At 69.5% G+C, this 16,296-nt stretch carries 17 protein-coding genes; 11 read left to right on the forward strand and 6 right to left on the reverse strand.

Annotated features, from left to right (window positions below; genetic code table 11):
- The coding region (locus D6860_RS11575; protein WP_128549241.1) for an MFS transporter at positions 1-334 on the forward strand (334 nt) is incomplete at its 5' end.
- Between the two features lie 101 nt (positions 335-435).
- On the opposite strand, the gene D6860_RS11580 is transcribed toward D6860_RS11575, so the two are convergent.
- Positions 436-1,602, reverse strand: a complete 1,167-nt coding sequence (locus D6860_RS11580) for an alpha-hydroxy acid oxidase (protein ID WP_076624803.1) — start codon at positions 1,600-1,602, stop codon at positions 436-438.
- A gap of 145 nt (positions 1,603-1,747) precedes the next feature.
- On the opposite strand from D6860_RS11580, the gene D6860_RS11585 reads away from it, so the two are divergent.
- Both D6860_RS11585 and argC read left to right on the forward strand, forming a co-directional pair.
- Positions 1,748-2,515 carry a ZIP family metal transporter gene (locus D6860_RS11585; protein ID WP_076624802.1) on the forward strand — a complete coding sequence of 256 codons (768 nt, stop codon included), beginning with the start codon at positions 1,748-1,750 and terminating at the stop codon, positions 2,513-2,515.
- A gap of 73 nt (positions 2,516-2,588) precedes the next feature.
- Positions 2,589-3,533 (forward strand): N-acetyl-gamma-glutamyl-phosphate reductase, encoded by a 945-nt coding sequence (argC, locus tag D6860_RS11590; RefSeq protein ID WP_076624801.1) that lies wholly within the window; start codon positions 2,589-2,591, stop codon positions 3,531-3,533.
- Positions 3,534-3,735: 202 nt separating this feature from the next.
- Here the strand turns inward: argC and trpA are convergent, their stop codons facing one another.
- Positions 3,736-4,527 (reverse strand): tryptophan synthase subunit alpha, encoded by a 792-nt coding sequence (gene trpA / locus D6860_RS11595; protein ID WP_076624800.1) that lies wholly within the window; start codon positions 4,525-4,527, stop codon positions 3,736-3,738.
- Positions 4,528-4,689: 162 nt separating this feature from the next.
- On the opposite strand from trpA, the gene ppk2 reads away from it, so the two are divergent.
- A complete protein-coding gene (gene ppk2 / locus D6860_RS11600; protein WP_229743296.1) occupies positions 4,690-5,691 on the forward strand; it encodes a polyphosphate kinase 2 in 1,002 nt (333 codons plus the stop codon).
- Between the two features lie 15 nt (positions 5,692-5,706).
- Here the strand turns inward: ppk2 and D6860_RS11605 are convergent, their stop codons facing one another.
- Positions 5,707-6,354: a TIGR02453 family protein gene (locus D6860_RS11605; RefSeq protein ID WP_076624799.1), complete on the reverse strand. Its 648-nt coding sequence runs from the start codon at positions 6,352-6,354 to the stop codon at positions 5,707-5,709.
- 107 nt (positions 6,355-6,461) lie between these two features.
- On the opposite strand from D6860_RS11605, the gene D6860_RS11610 reads away from it, so the two are divergent.
- The 4 genes from D6860_RS11610 (at position 6,462) to ychF (ending at position 10,599) form a co-directional block, all read left to right on the forward strand.
- Positions 6,462-7,097, forward strand: a complete 636-nt coding sequence (locus tag D6860_RS11610; RefSeq protein ID WP_076624798.1) for a DUF1007 family protein — start codon at positions 6,462-6,464, stop codon at positions 7,095-7,097.
- Positions 7,079-8,005: a nickel/cobalt transporter gene (locus D6860_RS11615; protein ID WP_076624797.1), complete on the forward strand. Its 927-nt coding sequence runs from the start codon at positions 7,079-7,081 to the stop codon at positions 8,003-8,005. The genes D6860_RS11610 and D6860_RS11615 overlap by 19 nt, the downstream gene beginning before the upstream one ends.
- Before the next feature lie 66 nt (positions 8,006-8,071).
- Positions 8,072-9,469 (forward strand): MATE family efflux transporter, encoded by a 1,398-nt coding sequence (locus tag D6860_RS11620; protein ID WP_076624796.1) that lies wholly within the window; start codon positions 8,072-8,074, stop codon positions 9,467-9,469.
- Between the two features lie 32 nt (positions 9,470-9,501).
- Positions 9,502-10,599 (forward strand): redox-regulated ATPase YchF, encoded by a 1,098-nt coding sequence (ychF, locus tag D6860_RS11625; protein ID WP_076624795.1) that lies wholly within the window; start codon positions 9,502-9,504, stop codon positions 10,597-10,599.
- A 261-nt stretch (positions 10,600-10,860) separates the two neighbouring features.
- On the opposite strand, the gene D6860_RS11630 is transcribed toward ychF, so the two are convergent.
- Both D6860_RS11630 and D6860_RS11635 read right to left on the reverse strand, forming a co-directional pair.
- A complete protein-coding gene (locus tag D6860_RS11630) occupies positions 10,861-11,775 on the reverse strand; it encodes a sugar kinase (RefSeq protein ID WP_076624794.1) in 915 nt (304 codons plus the stop codon).
- Positions 11,776-11,805: 30 nt separating this feature from the next.
- Complete coding sequence (locus D6860_RS11635; protein WP_076624793.1) at positions 11,806-13,179, reverse strand: FAD-binding oxidoreductase; 1,374 nt, start codon at positions 13,177-13,179, stop codon at positions 11,806-11,808.
- A gap of 126 nt (positions 13,180-13,305) precedes the next feature.
- Here D6860_RS11635 and D6860_RS11640 point away from each other — a divergent pair, with 126 nt between their 5' ends.
- The 3 genes from D6860_RS11640 to D6860_RS11650 are packed head-to-tail and all read left to right on the forward strand — an operon-like array spanning position 13,306 to position 15,575.
- The gene (locus tag D6860_RS11640) at positions 13,306-14,043 is read left to right on the forward strand and encodes an SDR family oxidoreductase (protein ID WP_076624792.1); all 738 of its coding nucleotides are present in this window, start codon (positions 13,306-13,308) and stop codon (positions 14,041-14,043) included.
- A 6-nt stretch (positions 14,044-14,049) separates the two neighbouring features.
- Positions 14,050-14,733 carry a GntR family transcriptional regulator gene (locus tag D6860_RS11645; protein WP_076624791.1) on the forward strand — a complete coding sequence of 228 codons (684 nt, stop codon included), beginning with the start codon at positions 14,050-14,052 and terminating at the stop codon, positions 14,731-14,733.
- A complete protein-coding gene (locus D6860_RS11650; RefSeq protein ID WP_076624790.1) occupies positions 14,730-15,575 on the forward strand; it encodes a fumarylacetoacetate hydrolase family protein in 846 nt (281 codons plus the stop codon). Before D6860_RS11645 ends, D6860_RS11650 begins: the two co-directional genes overlap by 4 nt.
- A 34-nt stretch (positions 15,576-15,609) precedes the next feature.
- On the opposite strand, the gene D6860_RS11655 is transcribed toward D6860_RS11650, so the two are convergent.
- Positions 15,610-16,269, reverse strand: a complete 660-nt coding sequence (locus tag D6860_RS11655) for an SDR family NAD(P)-dependent oxidoreductase (RefSeq protein ID WP_076624789.1) — start codon at positions 16,267-16,269, stop codon at positions 15,610-15,612.
- Between the last annotated feature and the right edge of the window lie 27 nt (positions 16,270-16,296).

Here is a 16,296-nt window from a genome sequence, read left to right on the forward strand (position 1 = left end):
GGTGGCGGCCGCCGGCGGCCTGCTCGCCGCGTTCGCGCCGACGCTGATGCTGGCCTACGCGGGCTTCGCGGCGCTGGGGCTCGGCGCCTCGCTGCTGGTGCCCATGGGCTTCGCCTTCGTGGCGGCCCGCGTCACGCCCGAGGCCCGCGCCGCCGCCATCGCGCGGCTGTCGATGATCGGCTACCTCGGCTTCTTCCTCGGTCCGCCGATGATGGGGGTCGTGTCGGGCGCGGTGGGCCTCGCCGCGGCCTTCGCGGCCGTGGCGCTGGTCCTCTGCCTCGTGCCGCTCGCCCTGGTTCCCTGGATGCGCCGCAGCGCCCGTGCCCCCGCCTGACCGCACCCCGCGCCACGCCCCGGTCTTCTTCTCTTTCCAAATACCCTCGGGGGAGTCCGCGGCACGCGGACGGGGGCAGCGCCCCCTCCGGTCCCGCCGCCTCAGTTCTCCCAGTCGCCGGAGAACCCCTTGGGGATCATCAGGATGTCGCGGTCGACGGTCTCGATGTCGGTGCGGCCGCAGAGCGCCATGGAGGTGTCGAGCTCCTTGTGGATCACCCGCAGCGCCTCCGAGACGCCCGTCTCGCCCATGGCGCCCAGGCCGTAGATGTAGGCGCGGCCGATCCAGCAGCCCTTGGCGCCCATGGCGACCGCCTTCAGCACGTCCTGGCCGGAGCGCACGCCGGAATCGAGATGCACCTCGATGCGGTCGCCCACCGCGTCCATGATCGGCGCCAGCGCCCGGATCGAGCTCAGCGCGCCATCCAGCTGGCGGCCGCCGTGGTTGCTCACCACGATGGCGTCGGCGCCGACGTTGCAGGCCTCGAGCGCATCGCGCGGGTCCATGATGCCCTTGATGATCAGCGGGCCGTCCCACATCTTGCGGAACTGCCGGATGCGGTCCCAGTCGAGCGCCTGGTCGAAGCTCTCGGCGGTCCAGGTGCTCAGGCTCGAGGGATCGTCGACGCCCTTGGCATGGCCGACGATGTTGCCGAAGAAACGCCGCTTGGTCTGCAGCATCTCCAGCCCCCAGGGCACCTTGGTCATCATGTTGGCCACCGACTTCGGCGTCAGCTTCGGCGGCGCGGAAAGGCCGTTCTTGATGTCCTTGTGGCGCTGCCCGAGCAGCTGCAGGTCGACTGTGATGACTGCCGCAGAGCATTTCGCCGCCTTCGCGCGGTCGAAGAGCCGCTGCATGAAGTCGTCGTCCTTGAGCGTGTAGACCTGCAGCCAGAATGGCGCGTCGGTGTTCTCGGCCACGTCCTCGATCGAGCAGATCGACATGGTCGACAGGCAGTAGGGGACGCCGAACTTGCCGGCGGCGCGCGCGGCGTGGATCTCGCCGTCGGCGTGCTGCATCCCGGTGAGCCCCACCGGCGCCAGAGCGACCGGCATCGAGACGTCCTGGCCGATCATCTGCGTCGCGGTCTTGCGGCCGGTCATGTCGACGGCCACCCGCTGCCGCAACCGCAACTCGTTGAAGTCCGAGACGTTGTCGCGGAAGGTCTGCTCGGTCCAGCTGCCGGACTCGCAGTAGTCGTAGAACATCTTCGGCACGCGCCGCTTGTAGATCCGCTTGAGATCCTCGATTTCGGTGATCGTGGGCATGGCGCGCTCCTTGAGGCCCTCTGGTCAGGTTTGGTTACCAATTCGGCGCGTCCGAGGCAATCTCGAAGGCTGGACATTTCCGCGCCGCGGCGCAACTGGTTGGGGCGGTGGCCGGACGCGCGGCCACGGCACGGGAGACGCGCGCATGATCCTCTGGGGATTCCTGGCCAGCATGGGGGCGGGCCTGATGACCGGCATCGGCGCCCTGCCGGTGCTCTTCGGGCGCGAGATCACCCGCCGGACCAACGACATGATGCTGGGCTTCGCGGCGGGGGTGATGATCTCGGCGTCGTTCTTCTCGCTGATCCTGCCGGGCATCGACCACGGCGAACGCATCTACGGCTCGGTGCCGATGGCGGCGCTGGCGGCGGGTCTCGGGATCGCGCTCGGTGCGGCTGCGGTGGCGGCGCTGAACCATCTCGTGCCGCACGAGCATTTCGTTTCCGGCCCCGAGGGCTCGGACCCCGGCGCGCTGTCTAAGCTGTGGCTCTTCATCCTCGCGATCACCATCCACAACTTCCCCGAGGGCATGGCGGTGGGGATCGGCTTCGGTGGCGGCGACGTCAGCAACGGCATGTCGCTGGCCACCGGCATCGGGTTGCAGAACGCGCCAGAGGGGCTGGCGGTCGCGGTGGCGTTGCGCGGGCAGGGCTACGGTCGGCTGCGCAGCGTCTGGATCGCGCTGCTGACCGGGCTGGTCGAGCCGCTGGGCGGCATTCTCGGCGTCGCCGGGGTGACCGTTTCGACCTACGTGTTGCCGGTCGGGCTGACCTTCGCCGCGGGCGCGATGATGTATATCATCAGTCACGAGATCATTCCCGAGACCCATCGTCACGGCCACCAGAACCGCGCCACGACCGGGCTTCTGGCGGGGCTGATCCTGATGATGCTGCTCGACGTGACGCTGGGGTAATCCGGGGTCATCCGGGCCGTTCCCATTCGCCGGCGGGTCTGCTATGGACGCGCGGAAACAAAGGAGACGGGCCATGGCCTACAAGGTGTTCATCGACGGCGAAGCCGGAACCACGGGACTGCAGATCCGCGAGCGGCTCGAGCGCCGCGACGATATCGCGCTTGTGAAGGTCGCCCATGAACGCCGCAAGGATGCCGGGGCGCGCTCCGAGGCGCTGGCCGAGGCCGACGTCGCGATCCTCTGCCTGCCCGACGATGCCGCGCGCGAGACCGTGGCGCTGGCGGAACCGCACGGCACGCGGATCATCGACGCCTCAACCGCGCACCGGGTGGCCGACGACTGGGTCTTCGGCTTCGCCGAGATGGCCGAGGGCCAGCGCGCCGCCATCGCGAATGCGCGGCACGTCTCGAACCCGGGCTGCTGGTCGACCTGCGCCATCGCGCTGATCCGGCCGCTGGTCGCGGCCGGGATCATCGATCCGGCCTCGCGTCCGGCGATCTCGGGCGTCTCGGGCTATACCGGCGGCGGCAAGGGCATGATCGCCGAGTTCGAGAACGGCGAGATCTCGGGCGGCTTCCTCTACGGTGTCGGCCAGGGCCACAAGCACCTGCCGGAGATGACGAAACACGGGCTGCTGTCGCAGGCGCCGGTCTTCGTGCCGTCGGTGGGACATTACGCGCAGGGCATGGCCGTGGCGGTCGAGCTTGCCGGTCTCGGATCCGGGGATATCGGCTCGGCCGAAGAGGCGCTGCGGGCGGCCTACGCGGGCGAGCGCTTCGTGTCGGTGGTGGATCCGTCGGTGCACGAGCCGCGGGTGATGCCGCAGCGCCTGAACGGCACCAACCGGCTGGAGCTGTCGGTGCATGGCAACCGCGACAATGGCGCCGTGGCGCTGGTGGCAGTGCTCGACAACCTCGGCAAGGGGGCGTCCGGCGCGGCGGTGCAGAACCTTAACATCATGCTCGGCCTCGACGAGGGCGCAGGGCTCGAGACGGACGCTGCGCAGGCGGCGGAGTAAGGCGCGCGCGACCGTCGGGCGGGGCGCGGTCCCGTCCGGCGGTGTGTGTCCCTAGGGTTGTGGGGGGCTCTGCCCCCGTCCGCGTGCCGCGGACTCCCCCGAGGGTATTTTTCGAACCGGAGAAGAGCAGGGCCGCGGCCTGCTGGTGGCGAGGGCGCGGTCCTGTAACTGGTTGCGGGAGGCGCGTGCCTCCCGCCCGGGATCAGGCGCGGTGGGCGCCGTCCGCGAGGGTCTTCACGAAGGCGAGGACGTCTTCGGCGGATTTGCCCTCGGCCTGGGCGGCGACGATCGCGGAGCCCACCACGCAGCCATCGGCGACGCCGGCGATGCTCTGCGCCGCATCGGGGGTGCGGATGCCGAAGCCCACGATGACGGGCAGGTCGGTCTTGGCCTTGATGCGCGCCACCTCGGGGCCGACGTCGGTGGCCTCGGCGGCGGCGGAGCCGGTGATGCCGGTGATCGAGACGTAGTAGACGAAGCCGGAGGTATTCTGCAGCACCTTGGGCAGGCGCTTGTCGTCGGTGGTGGGCGTGGCGAGCCGGATGAAGTTCATGCCCGCCTTCTGCGCCGGGATGCAGAGCTCGTCGTCCTCCTCGGGCGGCAGGTCGACGACGATCAGCCCGTCGATGCCGGCCTCGGTCGCATCCGCGAGGAACGTGTCGACGCCGCGGCTGTAGATCGGGTTGTAGTACCCCATGAGCACGATGGGGGTCGTGTTGTCGGTCTCGCGGAAGGCGCGGACCATCTGCAGGGTGCGCTCGAGCGTCATCCCGGCCTCGAGCGCGCGCTGTCCGGCGAGCTGGATGGTCGGGCCGTCGGCCATGGGATCGGTGAACGGCAGGCCCAGCTCGATCACGTCGACGCCGGCGGCGGGCAGGCCCTTGACCACCTCGAGCGAGCGCTCGTAGTCGGGATCGCCGGCCATGACGTAGGCGACGAAGGCCTTCTTTCCCTCGGCCCTGAGAGCCGCGAACTTGTCGTCGATGCGAGTCATGGCGTTCCTTTCCCTGTCCACCGGCGTGGTCTGCCGCAAGCCTGCGGGAAAATCAATGCCATGTCGGGCGCGGCGGCGCGGGGCGCGGTTTCTTGACACGGGTCAAGGACGGCGCGGGGCGGGCGGGGCAAGCTGCGCGCAACCGATGCCGAAAGGAGCCGCATGGACGAGACGCAAAAGCCCCCCGCCGCCAGCACCGACGCGATGCCGAACGGGGAGACGGTGCCCTTCGATCCGCAGACCCGGCCCGATGCCGGGGCGGAGGCCCACCCCGCGCCCCAGAGGCGCCGCCTGCACGCGCCGGCGCCCACGCCGGACGAGATCCGCCATGCCTTCGAGACCGGCGAGTATCCCTATCAGACCAAGCTGTCGCGGCGCAGCTACGAGCGTCAGAAGGCGCAGCTGCAGGCCGAGCTTCTGAAGGTCCAGCTGTGGTTCCAGCAGACCGGGCAGAAATGCGTGCTGCTGTTCGAGGGCCGCGATGCCGCCGGCAAGGGCGGCACGATCAAGCGCTTCACCGAGCACCTGAACCCGCGGCACGCGCGCGTCGTGGCGCTGAACCGGCCTTCGGATGTCGAGAAGGGCCAATGGTATTTCCAGCGCTACATCGAGCATCTGCCGACCGCCGGTGAAATGGTGCTCTACGATCGCTCGTGGTACAATCGCGCGGGTGTCGAGCGGGTGATGGGGTTCTGCGAGCCCAACGAGTATCTCGAGTTCATGCGGCAGACGCCCGAGCTCGAGCGGATGCTGGTGCGGGCGGGCATCCGGCTCTACAAGTACTGGTTCTCGGTCACGCAGGACGAGCAGAAGCGCCGCTTCAAGAGCCGCGAGACAGATCCGCTCAAGCAGTGGAAGCTGTCGCCGATCGACAAGGCGAGCCTCGACAAGTGGGATGACTACACCGAGGCGAAGGAGGCGATGTTCTTCTACACCGATACCGCCGATGCGCCCTGGGTCGTGGTGAAATCGAACGACAAGAAACGCGCGCGGCTGGACTGCATGCGGCATTTCCTGTCGACGCTCGACTATCCGGGCAAGGACCGCAGGATCGCCACGCCACCGGACCCGCTGATCGTGGGCGGTGCGGCGCATGTGATCCACCGGGCCGACCATATCCTCGGGACGGCGCTGCACCCGTCGAACCGGCACGTGGGCAGCTGAGCGGATACGCTTCGCTCAGAGATGCTCGCCGAGCCAGCGTTGCAGCGGCGCGATGCGGTCGAAGGCATCCAGAAGTCCCGCCGCGGGATCCCGGTCGAGCGGCTCGAACAGGTCGTCGAGCCAGAGCAGACAACCGCGCCGGCGCAACAGGTCGGCGCGGGGGTGATCGTCGGGGTAGGGCTCGGGCACCTCGTCGAGATCGGGCGGATCGAGCCGTGCGCCGGGCACCGCCAGCGCGGCCTCGAGGGCCGCGCCCGCCGGGCCGTCGACCGCGCCGCGCCAGTGCGCGGCCTGCTCCTCGTCGAACTGCATCACGCCGCCACCCGCCGAGGCGTAGGAGGGCGAGAGGCCGAAATACCAGCCTCGGCCGTCGGGCACGCTCCAGGCGGCGTGGAGATGGGTGAAGAACGGTGTCTTGTCGTCGGAAAAGCGGATGTCGCGATGGGGCCGGAAGACCTTGCCATGCACCGGGAGGCCATGGGCGTCTTCGAGCCCCGAGGCAACGCTCGCGACGAGGGTTTCGGCGGGGCGCTTCACCTCGGCATCGTAGCGCGACTTGTTCTCGCGGAACCACGCCCTCGTGTTGTAGCGGGACAGATCCTCGAGAAAGGCGCGCGCGCCCCGTGCAAACCCTTCAAGTTCGGTATCCGACGCCGTCTCCATGTTTGAACACACCTCTTTTTCAACGCTCTCGCGGCGACTTGCGCCGATCCGCCGATGCCGTTGCACCGCCTATTGTAAAGCCACGGGGAGAAGGTAAGTTCCCGGCCATGACGAAATGGCTTGCCTGTCTTCTGCTGCTTCTGCCCGCGATCCCGGCGCGGGCGCATCCGCATGTCTTCGTCGACACGACGCTGCGGCTGAGCCTCGACTCCGAGCGACAGCTCACCGGGATAGAGGTGACATGGGCCTATGACGCGCTCTTCAGCCTGCTGATACTCGAGGACATGGGGCTCGACGCCGACGGTGACGGCGTTCTTGCGCCGGACGAGCTCGAGCAGGTGCAGCGCTTCGATCTGGACAACTGGCCCGAGGATTTCGAGGGCGATCTCTACCTTCGCGACGCGGAGGGGCGTTCTCTGGCGCTCGGGGCGCCGGAGGGGCGCGGCGTGCAGCTGATCGACGGGCAACTCGTGTCGGTTCACTATCGCGACGTGGCACCGACACCGGCCGAAGGAGTCGAGATCCGCCAATTCGATCCGACCTACTATGTCGCCTACGAGGTCTCGGGCGGGGTCGCGCTGCCGGAGCCTTGCCGGGCGGAGGTCGAGGCGCCCGACACGGAGGCTGCTGAACGGGCGGTCGATGAGGAACTCGCGCAGGTGCCCGAGGATCAGTTCGAGCTGCTGGAGGTCGGAAAATATTATGCGGAGAGGATCACGCTGACATGCGCGCCCTCCTCCTGAGTGGTGCCCTCGCCGTGGCAGGGCTTGCGCTCTGGCTTTGGGGCTTCGGTGGTGCCGATCTCGTGGCAAGGCTGGCCGCCGATGGTCAGCGCGAGGCGCAGACGTTCATGGCCGGCGGCCTGAGGGCGCTTCGGGCCGGCGATCCGGGCGCGCTCGCGACCCTGCTGGCGGTGTGTTTCACCTATGGGGTCTTTCACGCTGCGGGGCCGGGGCATGGCAAGCTGCTGATCGGAGGCTACGGGGTCGGACGGCGCGTGCCGGTTCTGCGGCTTTCGGTCCTCGCGGTGGCGTCCAGCCTGGCGCAGGCCGCCTCGGCGGTGGGGCTCGTCTACGCCGGCGTGTGGTTGCTGGGCTGGGGCCGGAGCGAGCTGACCGGCGCGGCCGAGGCATGGTTCGCACCGGCGAGCTACGCGGCCATTGCGCTAATTGGCACGTGGCTGGTGCTGCGCGGGGCGCGCAAGCTCTGGCCGGCGTCGCGCCCGGGGGAGGCCACGCAGGGGACGCACGAGCATCACCACCACCACGTGCCCGACGACGCGGTCTGCACCACTTGCGGCCATGCCCATGCGCCGACCGCCGAGCAGGCCGAAGCGGTGCGCTCGCTGCGGGATGCCGCGGCCCTGATCGGAGCCATCGCGCTGCGCCCCTGCACGGGGGCGCTGTTCCTGCTCATCCTGACCTGGCGGATGGGGCTCGATGGCGCCGGTATCCTCGGTGCCTTCGCCATGGGGCTCGGCACCGCCACCGTGACCGTGGTCGTCGCGTTGGCCTCGGTCGTCCTGCGCGAGGGGGCACTCACGCGCTTCGAGAGCGGTCCGGGCGCCCTGCGCGTCATGGGGGGCATCGAGGTGGCAGCCGGCGCCATGATCGCCGTCCTCGCGGGGCAATTCGTCCTGCGGGCGCTCTGAGGCCCGACAAGGCGCAACCGCAGATTGCGGCTTGCCGCGGTCGCGCCCGGGGGCTAGAGCGCGCGCATGACCACCCGACTTCCATATCGAACCCATGCCCGGGGTCTCCTGCTCCTCGGCCTGCCGCTGGTCGGCGGGCATCTGGCGCAGATGGCCATCGGCCTGACCGATGCGGCGATGATCGGCCGCTACGGCGTGGCGGAGCTGGCCGGTCTCACACTTGCGACCACCGCCTTCGCGGTGATCTTCCTGTTCGGCTCGGGTTTCGCCTGGGCGGTCACGCCGATGATCGCGCAGTATGATGCCGAGGGAAACCACACGATGATCCGCCGGGCCACCCGCATGAGCCTGTGGCTGTCTATCGGCGTGTTCCTTCTGGCGATGCCGCTGATGTGGTTCTCGGCCCCCGCGCTCGAGGCGCTCGGGCAGGCACCGCAGGTGGCGCGCGACGCGCAGACCTACCTGCGGGTCGCCGGGTTCGGCCTGCTTCCCGCCCTGGGCGTCATGGTGTTCAAGAGCTACCTCGGCGCGCTGGAGCACACCCGCATGGTGTTCTGGATCACCGTGCTGGCGGCGCTGGCCAACGCGCTCGCCAACTACATGCTGATCTTCGGCAACTTCGGTGCGCCCGAGCTCGGTATCCGGGGCGCCGCGGTGGCGTCGCTCGTCTCGCATGGCGTGTCCTTCGCCGGCTGCGCCCTCTATGCTCGTGTGCAACTGCCGCAATACCCGCTCTGGCAGCGCTTCTGGCGGCCCGACGTCGAACTCCTGCGCGACGTCTTCTCGCTGGGTCTGCCCATCGGGCTGACGACCCTGGCCGAGGTCGGGCTGTTCGGCGCCTCGGCGATCCTGATCGGCCTGTTCGGACCGGTGCCGCTGGCCGCGCATGGCATCGGCCTGCAGATCACCGCCGCGACCTTCATGATTCACCTCGGCCTCGCCAACGCGGCAACGATCCGCGCCGGGCAGGCGCGGGGCCGTCGCGATGCGGTCTTCCTGCGGCGCGACGCACGGACGGTCTTCGCGCTGTCCATTGCGGCGGTCGTGGTGACGGTGGCGCTGTTCCTCCTCGTGCCCGAGGCGCTGGTGGGCATCTTCCTGTCGCCGGACGACCCCCAGCGCGAGGCGATCCTGGCCATCGGCGTCGCGCTGCTGATGGTCGCGGCGGCCTTCCAGCTGGTCGACGCGCTGCAGGTGGTGGCGCTCGGCCTGCTGCGCGGGTTGCAGGACACGCGCGGCCCGATGATCATCGCGGCCGTCTCCTACTGGGGGCTCGGCCTGCCGGCTGGCTGGCTGCTCGGGCTGCACGGAGGCTTCGGCACGGTGGGCGTCTGGTTCGGGCTGACCATAGGCCTTGGGGCGGCGGCGGTCCTTCTGCTGCTCAGGTTCTGGCGTCGCGCGCTGCCGGCGCTCGATGCGCAGCAGGCCGCGCGCTCCCTTGCGCTCGGAGGCATCCCTGCCTAGAAGGCGCCGAACGCCAGCCTAAGGAGCAGGATATGGGATTTCGCATGGGCATCGTGGGTCTGCCGAACGTCGGCAAGTCGACCCTCTTCAACGCGCTGACCAGGACCGCCGCGGCGCAGGCGGCGAACTTTCCCTTCTGCACGATCGAGCCCAACGTGGGCGAGGTCGCCGTGCCCGACTCGCGCCTCGACACGCTGGCGAAGATCGCGAAATCGCAGAACATCATCCCCACGCGGATGACCTTCGTCGACATCGCGGGCCTTGTTAAGGGCGCCTCCAAGGGCGAGGGCCTCGGCAACCAGTTCCTCGCCAACATCCGCGAGACCGACGCCATCGCCCACGTGCTGCGCTGCTTCGAGGACGAGGACGTGACCCATGTCGACGGCCGGGTCGACCCGGTGGCCGACGCCGAGACCATCGAGACCGAGCTGATCATCGCCGACATGGAGAGCCTCGAGAAGCGCCTCCAGAACATCGTGCGCAAGGTGCGCGGCGGCGACAAGGAGGCGGTCCAGCAGGAGCGCCTCATGAAGGCCGCGCTCGAGATGCTCGAACAGGGCAAGCCCGCCCGCATGGTCGAGGTCGACGACGACGACCGCAAGCAGTGGAACATGCTGCAGCTGCTGAGCTCCAAGCCAGTGCTCTACGTCTGCAACGTCGACGAGGACGAGGCTGCCACCGGCAACGCGCTCTCCGAGAAGGTCGCCGCGATGGCCGCCGAGCAGGGCAACGCCCACGTGGTGATCTCCGCCAAGATCGAGGAGGAGATCAGCCAGCTCGACGGCGAGGAGGCCGAGATGTTCCTGTCCGAGCTCGGCCTCGAGGAGGCCGGGCTCGACCGCCTGATCCGCGCCGGCTACGAGCTGCTGCACCTCGAGACCTACTTCACCGTCGGCCCCAAGGAAGCCCGCGCCTGGACCATCCGCACCGGCACGCTCGCACCGCAGGCGGCCGGCGTCATCCACGGCGACTTCGAAAAGGGCTTCATCCGCGCCGAGACCATCGCCTACGAGGATTTCGTGGCGCAGGGCGGCGAGCAGGGCGCCAAGGAAGCCGGCAAGATGCGCGCCGAGGGCAAGACCTACACGGTCAAGGACGGCGACGTCCTGCACTTCCTCTTCAACACCTGAGCCGCCGCGGGGGGCCGTGCCGCAACCGCGCGGCAGGCTTCCCCGGCGACCCTCACCGCGCCCTCGACGGCCCCCGCGCAGACATCACTCACGCGTCGCGCCCATCGACCGGCAGCGCGACGTCCTCCCTTCTTCTCTTTCCAAATACCCTCGGGGAGCGCGAGGGGCAGCGCCCCTCGCTGCCGGCCGGTGCCGCCGGCGCGGCGCCGGAGCGACATCCGCACTCCGCCACCGCACCCCGCCATCCGCGAAGATCCAGTCTCAGGCCGGCGCCACCGCCGACGGCGCCAGCGCGCCCGGCGCCTGGATCACCCGCGCCGCGAGCCCCATCGCCTGCGCCGCCGCCTCTTCCAGCGGCAGCCCCATGGCCAGTCCCGACAGCAGCCCGGCGGCAAAGCTGTCGCCGGCGGCGGTGGTGTCGACGACCTTTGTCACCGGCACCGAGGGCACGGTCAGCAGGCCGGCCTCGCGCTGCGACACGGTCAGCGCGCCGGGGCCCTGCTTGACGGCCACCAAGTCGGCGCCGAGCTTGCGGTAGCGCTCGGCGGTCGCCTCCGGGGTCGCGTCGCCGAACAGCTCGGTCTCCTCGTCGAAGGACGGCAGCACGATATCGGCGGTGCGCGCGCCCATGGTCAGCCCCGCCTTCATCGCCTCGCGGCTTTCCCAGAGCTTCGGGCGCAGGTTGGTGTCGAAGGCGACGATTGCTCCGCGCTGGCGGGCGCGGGCGAGCGCGCCGCAGAAGAACTCGCGGCTCTTCGGCGGCAGGATCGCCAGCGTGATGCCCGAAAAGTGGATCATGTCGCGGTCCTTGAGCAGCCCGTCGAGCCACTTGAGGTCCTCGGTCATGCGCCGCGCCGCCGACTGGCCGCGCCAGTAGGAGAAGCTGCGTTCGCCGTTCTCTTCGAGCGAGATCATGTAGAGCCCCACCGTGGCGTCCGGCACCCGCCGGATGCCCGAGGTCTCGATGCCCTCGGCGGCCATGAAGTCGAGCATCTCCTGGCTGGCCTTGTCCTCGCCGACGCAGGTGCCGTAGCCGACGGTCCAGTCGGCCGGAAGAAGCCGCCGGGCGTACCAGGCGGTATTGAACGTGTCTCCGGCGAATCCGCGGCGATAGAGATCGCCGCCGGCCGAGGACAGTTCGACCATGCATTCCCCGAGGGCGAGAAAGGCGCCCATTGCGTCACTCCTGTGGTTTGAAACGTGGTGTCAGGATTCCGGCGGTATCAGCTTGCCGGGATTGAGGATACCCTGCGGATCGAAGGCTGTCTTCACCCGCCGCATCCAGTCGAGCGCGGCGCCGTGCTCGGCATCCATGTATTTCTGCTTGCCAAGGCCGATGCCATGCTCCCCGGTGACCGTCCCGCCGAGCCGCAACGCCGCCTCGGCCAGCGCGCCGGAGAACGCCAGCACCGCGTCGAGCTGGGCGCGGTCGGCTGGGTCGAAGCGCACGCCGCAGTGAAAGTTGCCGTCGCCGACGTGGCCGACGATGGTGCAGATCAGCCCGCGCGCGCGTGCCTCTTCCTTGGCCACCGCGACGGCTTCGGCCAGTCGCGAGATCGGCACGCAGACATCGGTGGAATAGGTCCGCTTCCCGGCCCCGGGATCGAGCGCGCCGATGGCGGGCAGGGCGCCGTGGCGCAGGCTCCAGAGCGCGGTGCGTTCCTCGGTGGTCGCGGCCTCCTGCCAGCCTTCGGCACCGGCATCGGCGGCAAGCTCGCGGAAGGTGGCGACCTGCTCGGCCACCGCCTGCGGCGCGCCGTGGAACTCGAGGAAAAGATGCGGCTTCTCGGGCATCCCGGTGCCCGCGTGGAGGTTGAAGCCGCGCACCATCATCTCGTCGACCAGCTCGATCCGCGCCATCGGGATGCCGCTCTGGATCGTCAGGATGACGCAGTCGACCGCGTCTTCCACCGTCTCGAAGCGGCAGGTGGCGGCGGCCACCGCCTCGGGCTGGCCGTGCATCTTCAGCGTGAGCTCGGTGATGAGACCGAGCGTGCCCTCGGAGCCCACCAGCAGGTGCGTCAGGTCGTAGCCCGCCGAGGACTTCTTCGCCGCCGTGCCGGTGCGGATGACCGAGCCATCGGCCATGACCGCTTCGAGCGCCAGCACGTTCTCGCGCATGGTGCCGTAACGGACGGCGGTGGTGCCGCTTGCCCGCGTCGCCGCCATCCCGCCGAGCGAGGCGTCGGCGCCGGGGTCGATCGGGAAGAACAGGCCGGTGGCGCGCAGCTCCTCGTTGAGCTGCTTGCGGGTCACGCCCGGCTGCACCACGACGTTCATGTCGGCATCGTTCACCGACAGGATGCGGTTCATCCGCGAGAAATCGAGGCTCACGCCGCCGTTGACGGCAAGGTGCTGCCCCTCCAGCGAGGTGCCGGTGCCGAAGGGCGTGACGGGCACACCGGCTTCGGCGCAGGTGCGCAGGATCTGCGCGACCTCCTCGGTGGTCTCGGGAAAGGCCACGGCGTCGGGCAGGGCCTCGTCGTAATGCGCCTCGTTGTGGGCATTCTGCTGCCGCGCCGCCAGCGTCGTGGTGAAGCGCGATCCGAGAAGATGGTCGAGAGCCTCGAAGGCGGTCATGGGAAGGTCCGGGGTTCTGGGATTGCTCTTGCAATCGGTATACCAGCCGGACGAGTGTGGGCAAGCGGACGGGCGGCCGGAAATCGCCGGGATCCACGGGGATGCACAATCGGGGGAGCATATCGCATGACACAGGGCATCGTGATCACCGGTGCGGGCAGCGGCATCGGCCGCGTGACGGCGCAGGCGTTTCTCGAAGCGGGCTGGCGCGTGGCGCTGGTGGGCCGTCGCGAGGCGCCGCTCGTCGAGACCGCGAACGGCGATCCGAACGCGCTGGTCGTGCCCTTCGACGTGTCCGAGCCGGCAGCGGTCGACGCGGGTTTCGCACAGGTCGCGGACCGATGGAGCCGGATCGACGCGCTCTTCAACAACGCCGGCATCTTCAGCAAGGCGGCGATGATCGACGAGATCCCGGTCGAGGACTGGCTGGCGCTTGCCTCGGTGAACATCACCGGCATGGTGCTCTGCGCCCGCGCGGCCTTTGGCCAGATGCGCCGGCAGACGCCGCAGGGCGGGCGGATCATCAACAACGGGTCGATCTCGGCGCATGTGCCGCGCTGGGGCTCGGTGCCCTACACGACCTCGAAACACGCGATCACCGGGCTGACGAAATCCCTCAGCCTCGACGGCCGGGCCTTCGACATCGCCTGCGGCCAGATCGACATCGGCAACGCGCTGACCGACATGGCGGCGCCGATGGCTGAGGGCGTGCCGCAGGCCAGCGGCGAGATCGCGCCCGAGCCGGTGATGGACGCCAGCCATTGCGCGCAGACCGTGCTGCACATGGCGTCGTTGCCGCTCGATGCGAACGTGCAGTTCGTCACCGTGATGGCCACCGCGATGCCCTATATCGGCCGGGGCTGAGACCGCATGGAGGCGCCGCAGGAAACGCTGGCGGAGCAGATCGCGGCGCGGCTGCGCCGGTCGATCCTGCGCGGCACGCTGCCGCCCGGCGCGCCGATCAAGGAGCGCGACAGCGCCGCCACCATGGGCGTGAGCCGCACCCCGATGCGCGAGGCGATCCGCATTCTTGCCAAGGAGGGGCTCGTGGTGCTGCGCCCGGCCCGCAGCCCGGTGGTGGCCAGCCCCACCATCAGGGAAATCCGCGACCAGGTGGTGGTGCTCGAAGCGCTCGAGAAGCTTTCGGCGCAGCTTGCTTGTTCGCAGGCCACGCAGGACGAGCTCGACGCCATCGCGGCGCAGCACCGCGAGGTCGCCGAGAACTACGACCGGCTCGACGCGCTCGACGCCTTCGAGCTCGACATGGCGTTTCACCGGCAGATCGCGCTGGCCTCGCACAATCCGGCACTGGCCGAGACGCATGGTGCCTACCTCGCCCGGCTGTGGCGGGCGCGCTACCTGCCGGCACGGATGCGACGCAACCGGGACCGGGTGGTCGGTCATCACGAGCGGCTGACACGGGCTCTTCTGGCGCGCGACACGGAAGCGGTGACTGCCGCGGTCGAGGCGCACCTGGGCTCGATGGCCGACGACATCGCCGAGGCGCTTGCCGCCGAGGCGGAGACGAACATCAAGAAGGAGGACGACAGTTGAAACTGATGCGTGTGGGGCCGCCGGGAGAAGAGCGGCCGACGGTGATCGACGAGAACGGCCAGATCCGCGACCTTTCCGGCCACGTGCCGGACTTCACGGGGCAGGGCGTGTCGCTCGCGGCGCTCGAGACGATCCGGGGCATCGACCTGACCACGTTGCCGGTGCTGCCCGAGGGGGCGCGCATCGGCGCCTGTCTCGGAGCCGTGCCGAATTTCTTCTGCGTCGGGCTGAATTACGCGAAGCATGCCGCCGAAACCGGTGCCAAGCCGCCGGCCGAACCGATCCTGTTCTCCAAGGCCGCATCGGCGCTCGCGGGTCCGAACGATGCTGTGACCATTCCGCCGGGATCGGAGAAATCCGACTGGGAGGTCGAGCTCGGCGTGGTGATCGGCAAGCCCTGCTGGCAGGTCTCGGAAGCCGAGGCGCTTGACCATGTCGCTGGCTACTGCGTGGTCAACGACCTGTCGGAACGCGCCTGGCAGATGGAGCACGGCGGCCAGTGGATCAAGGGCAAGTCGGCACCGGGATACGGGCCCTGCGGGCCGTGGCTGGTGACCGCCGACGAGGTGCCGGACCCGCAGGCCCTGGGCCTGTCGCTCGATCTCAACGGCGAGCGGGTGCAGGACAGCGACACCTCGGACATGATCTTCGGCGTCGCCGAGATCGTTTCCTACATGAGCCGTTTTATGCAGCTCGTCCCTGGCGACCTGATCGCCACGGGCACGCCGTCGGGTGTAGGGCTGGGTATGAAACCCCCGCGCTTCCTGCGCGCGGGCGACGTCATGGAACTGCGCGTCGAGAAACTCGGGGAGCAGCGGCAGGAGGTCGTGGCGGCGGAGTGATCCGCCCCCACTGACCGTGTCGGCGAGCCAGGGCTCAGGAGGCGGGCGCGGTCAGCCCCGCCTCTGCGAGCAGCCGCGCGGCCTCGTCGTAGGGCGAGGCCAGCGCCGACTTGTCCTCGCCGGGGTGGAAGCGCATCCGGGTGGCGGTGTTCATCGGGCGCGGCTCGAGGATCTGGACCTTGGGGCCGGTCTTGACGCTTTCCGCCTGCCAGCTCTTGGCAACCGAGATCTGCGCCGCCTTGGTCGCACCGTAGTGACCGTAGAAGCGTTCGCCCGTGTGCGGATCGTCGAAGAACAGTGCCTGCCCGGTCTCGCCGAGAAGCGCCGCCATGTAGGGCACGAGATAGCCCATCGGCGTCACGTTGACCGCCACCGACTTGTCGAAATCCTTGTGGTCCATGTGGCTCGCCGGGGCAAGCGGGGCCGCGTGGATCGCCGTGTGCACCCAGAGCGCCGCGCCGCCCCAGCGGTCGTAGACCGACCGGCAGAGCTGGGCCATCGCCTCGGGCTTGGTGATGTCCATGGGGGCGAGCGTGGCGCTGCCGCCGCGGGCCTTGATGCGGTCGTCGAGATCCTCGAGCCCGCCGGTGGTCCGGCCGACGGCAACGACGTGGTAGCGGGGCGCGAGTGCCTCGGCCAGGGCAAAGCCCAGTCCGCGCGAGGCACCGGTGACAATGGCGATCTGGTCGGTCATGCCCGCCCCTTTGGCGCGGCGCGCGCG

The sequence above is a fragment of the Salipiger sp. D13 genome, from assembly GCF_003703915.1.
Lineage (GTDB): Bacteria > Pseudomonadota > Alphaproteobacteria > Rhodobacterales > Rhodobacteraceae > Salipiger > Salipiger profundus.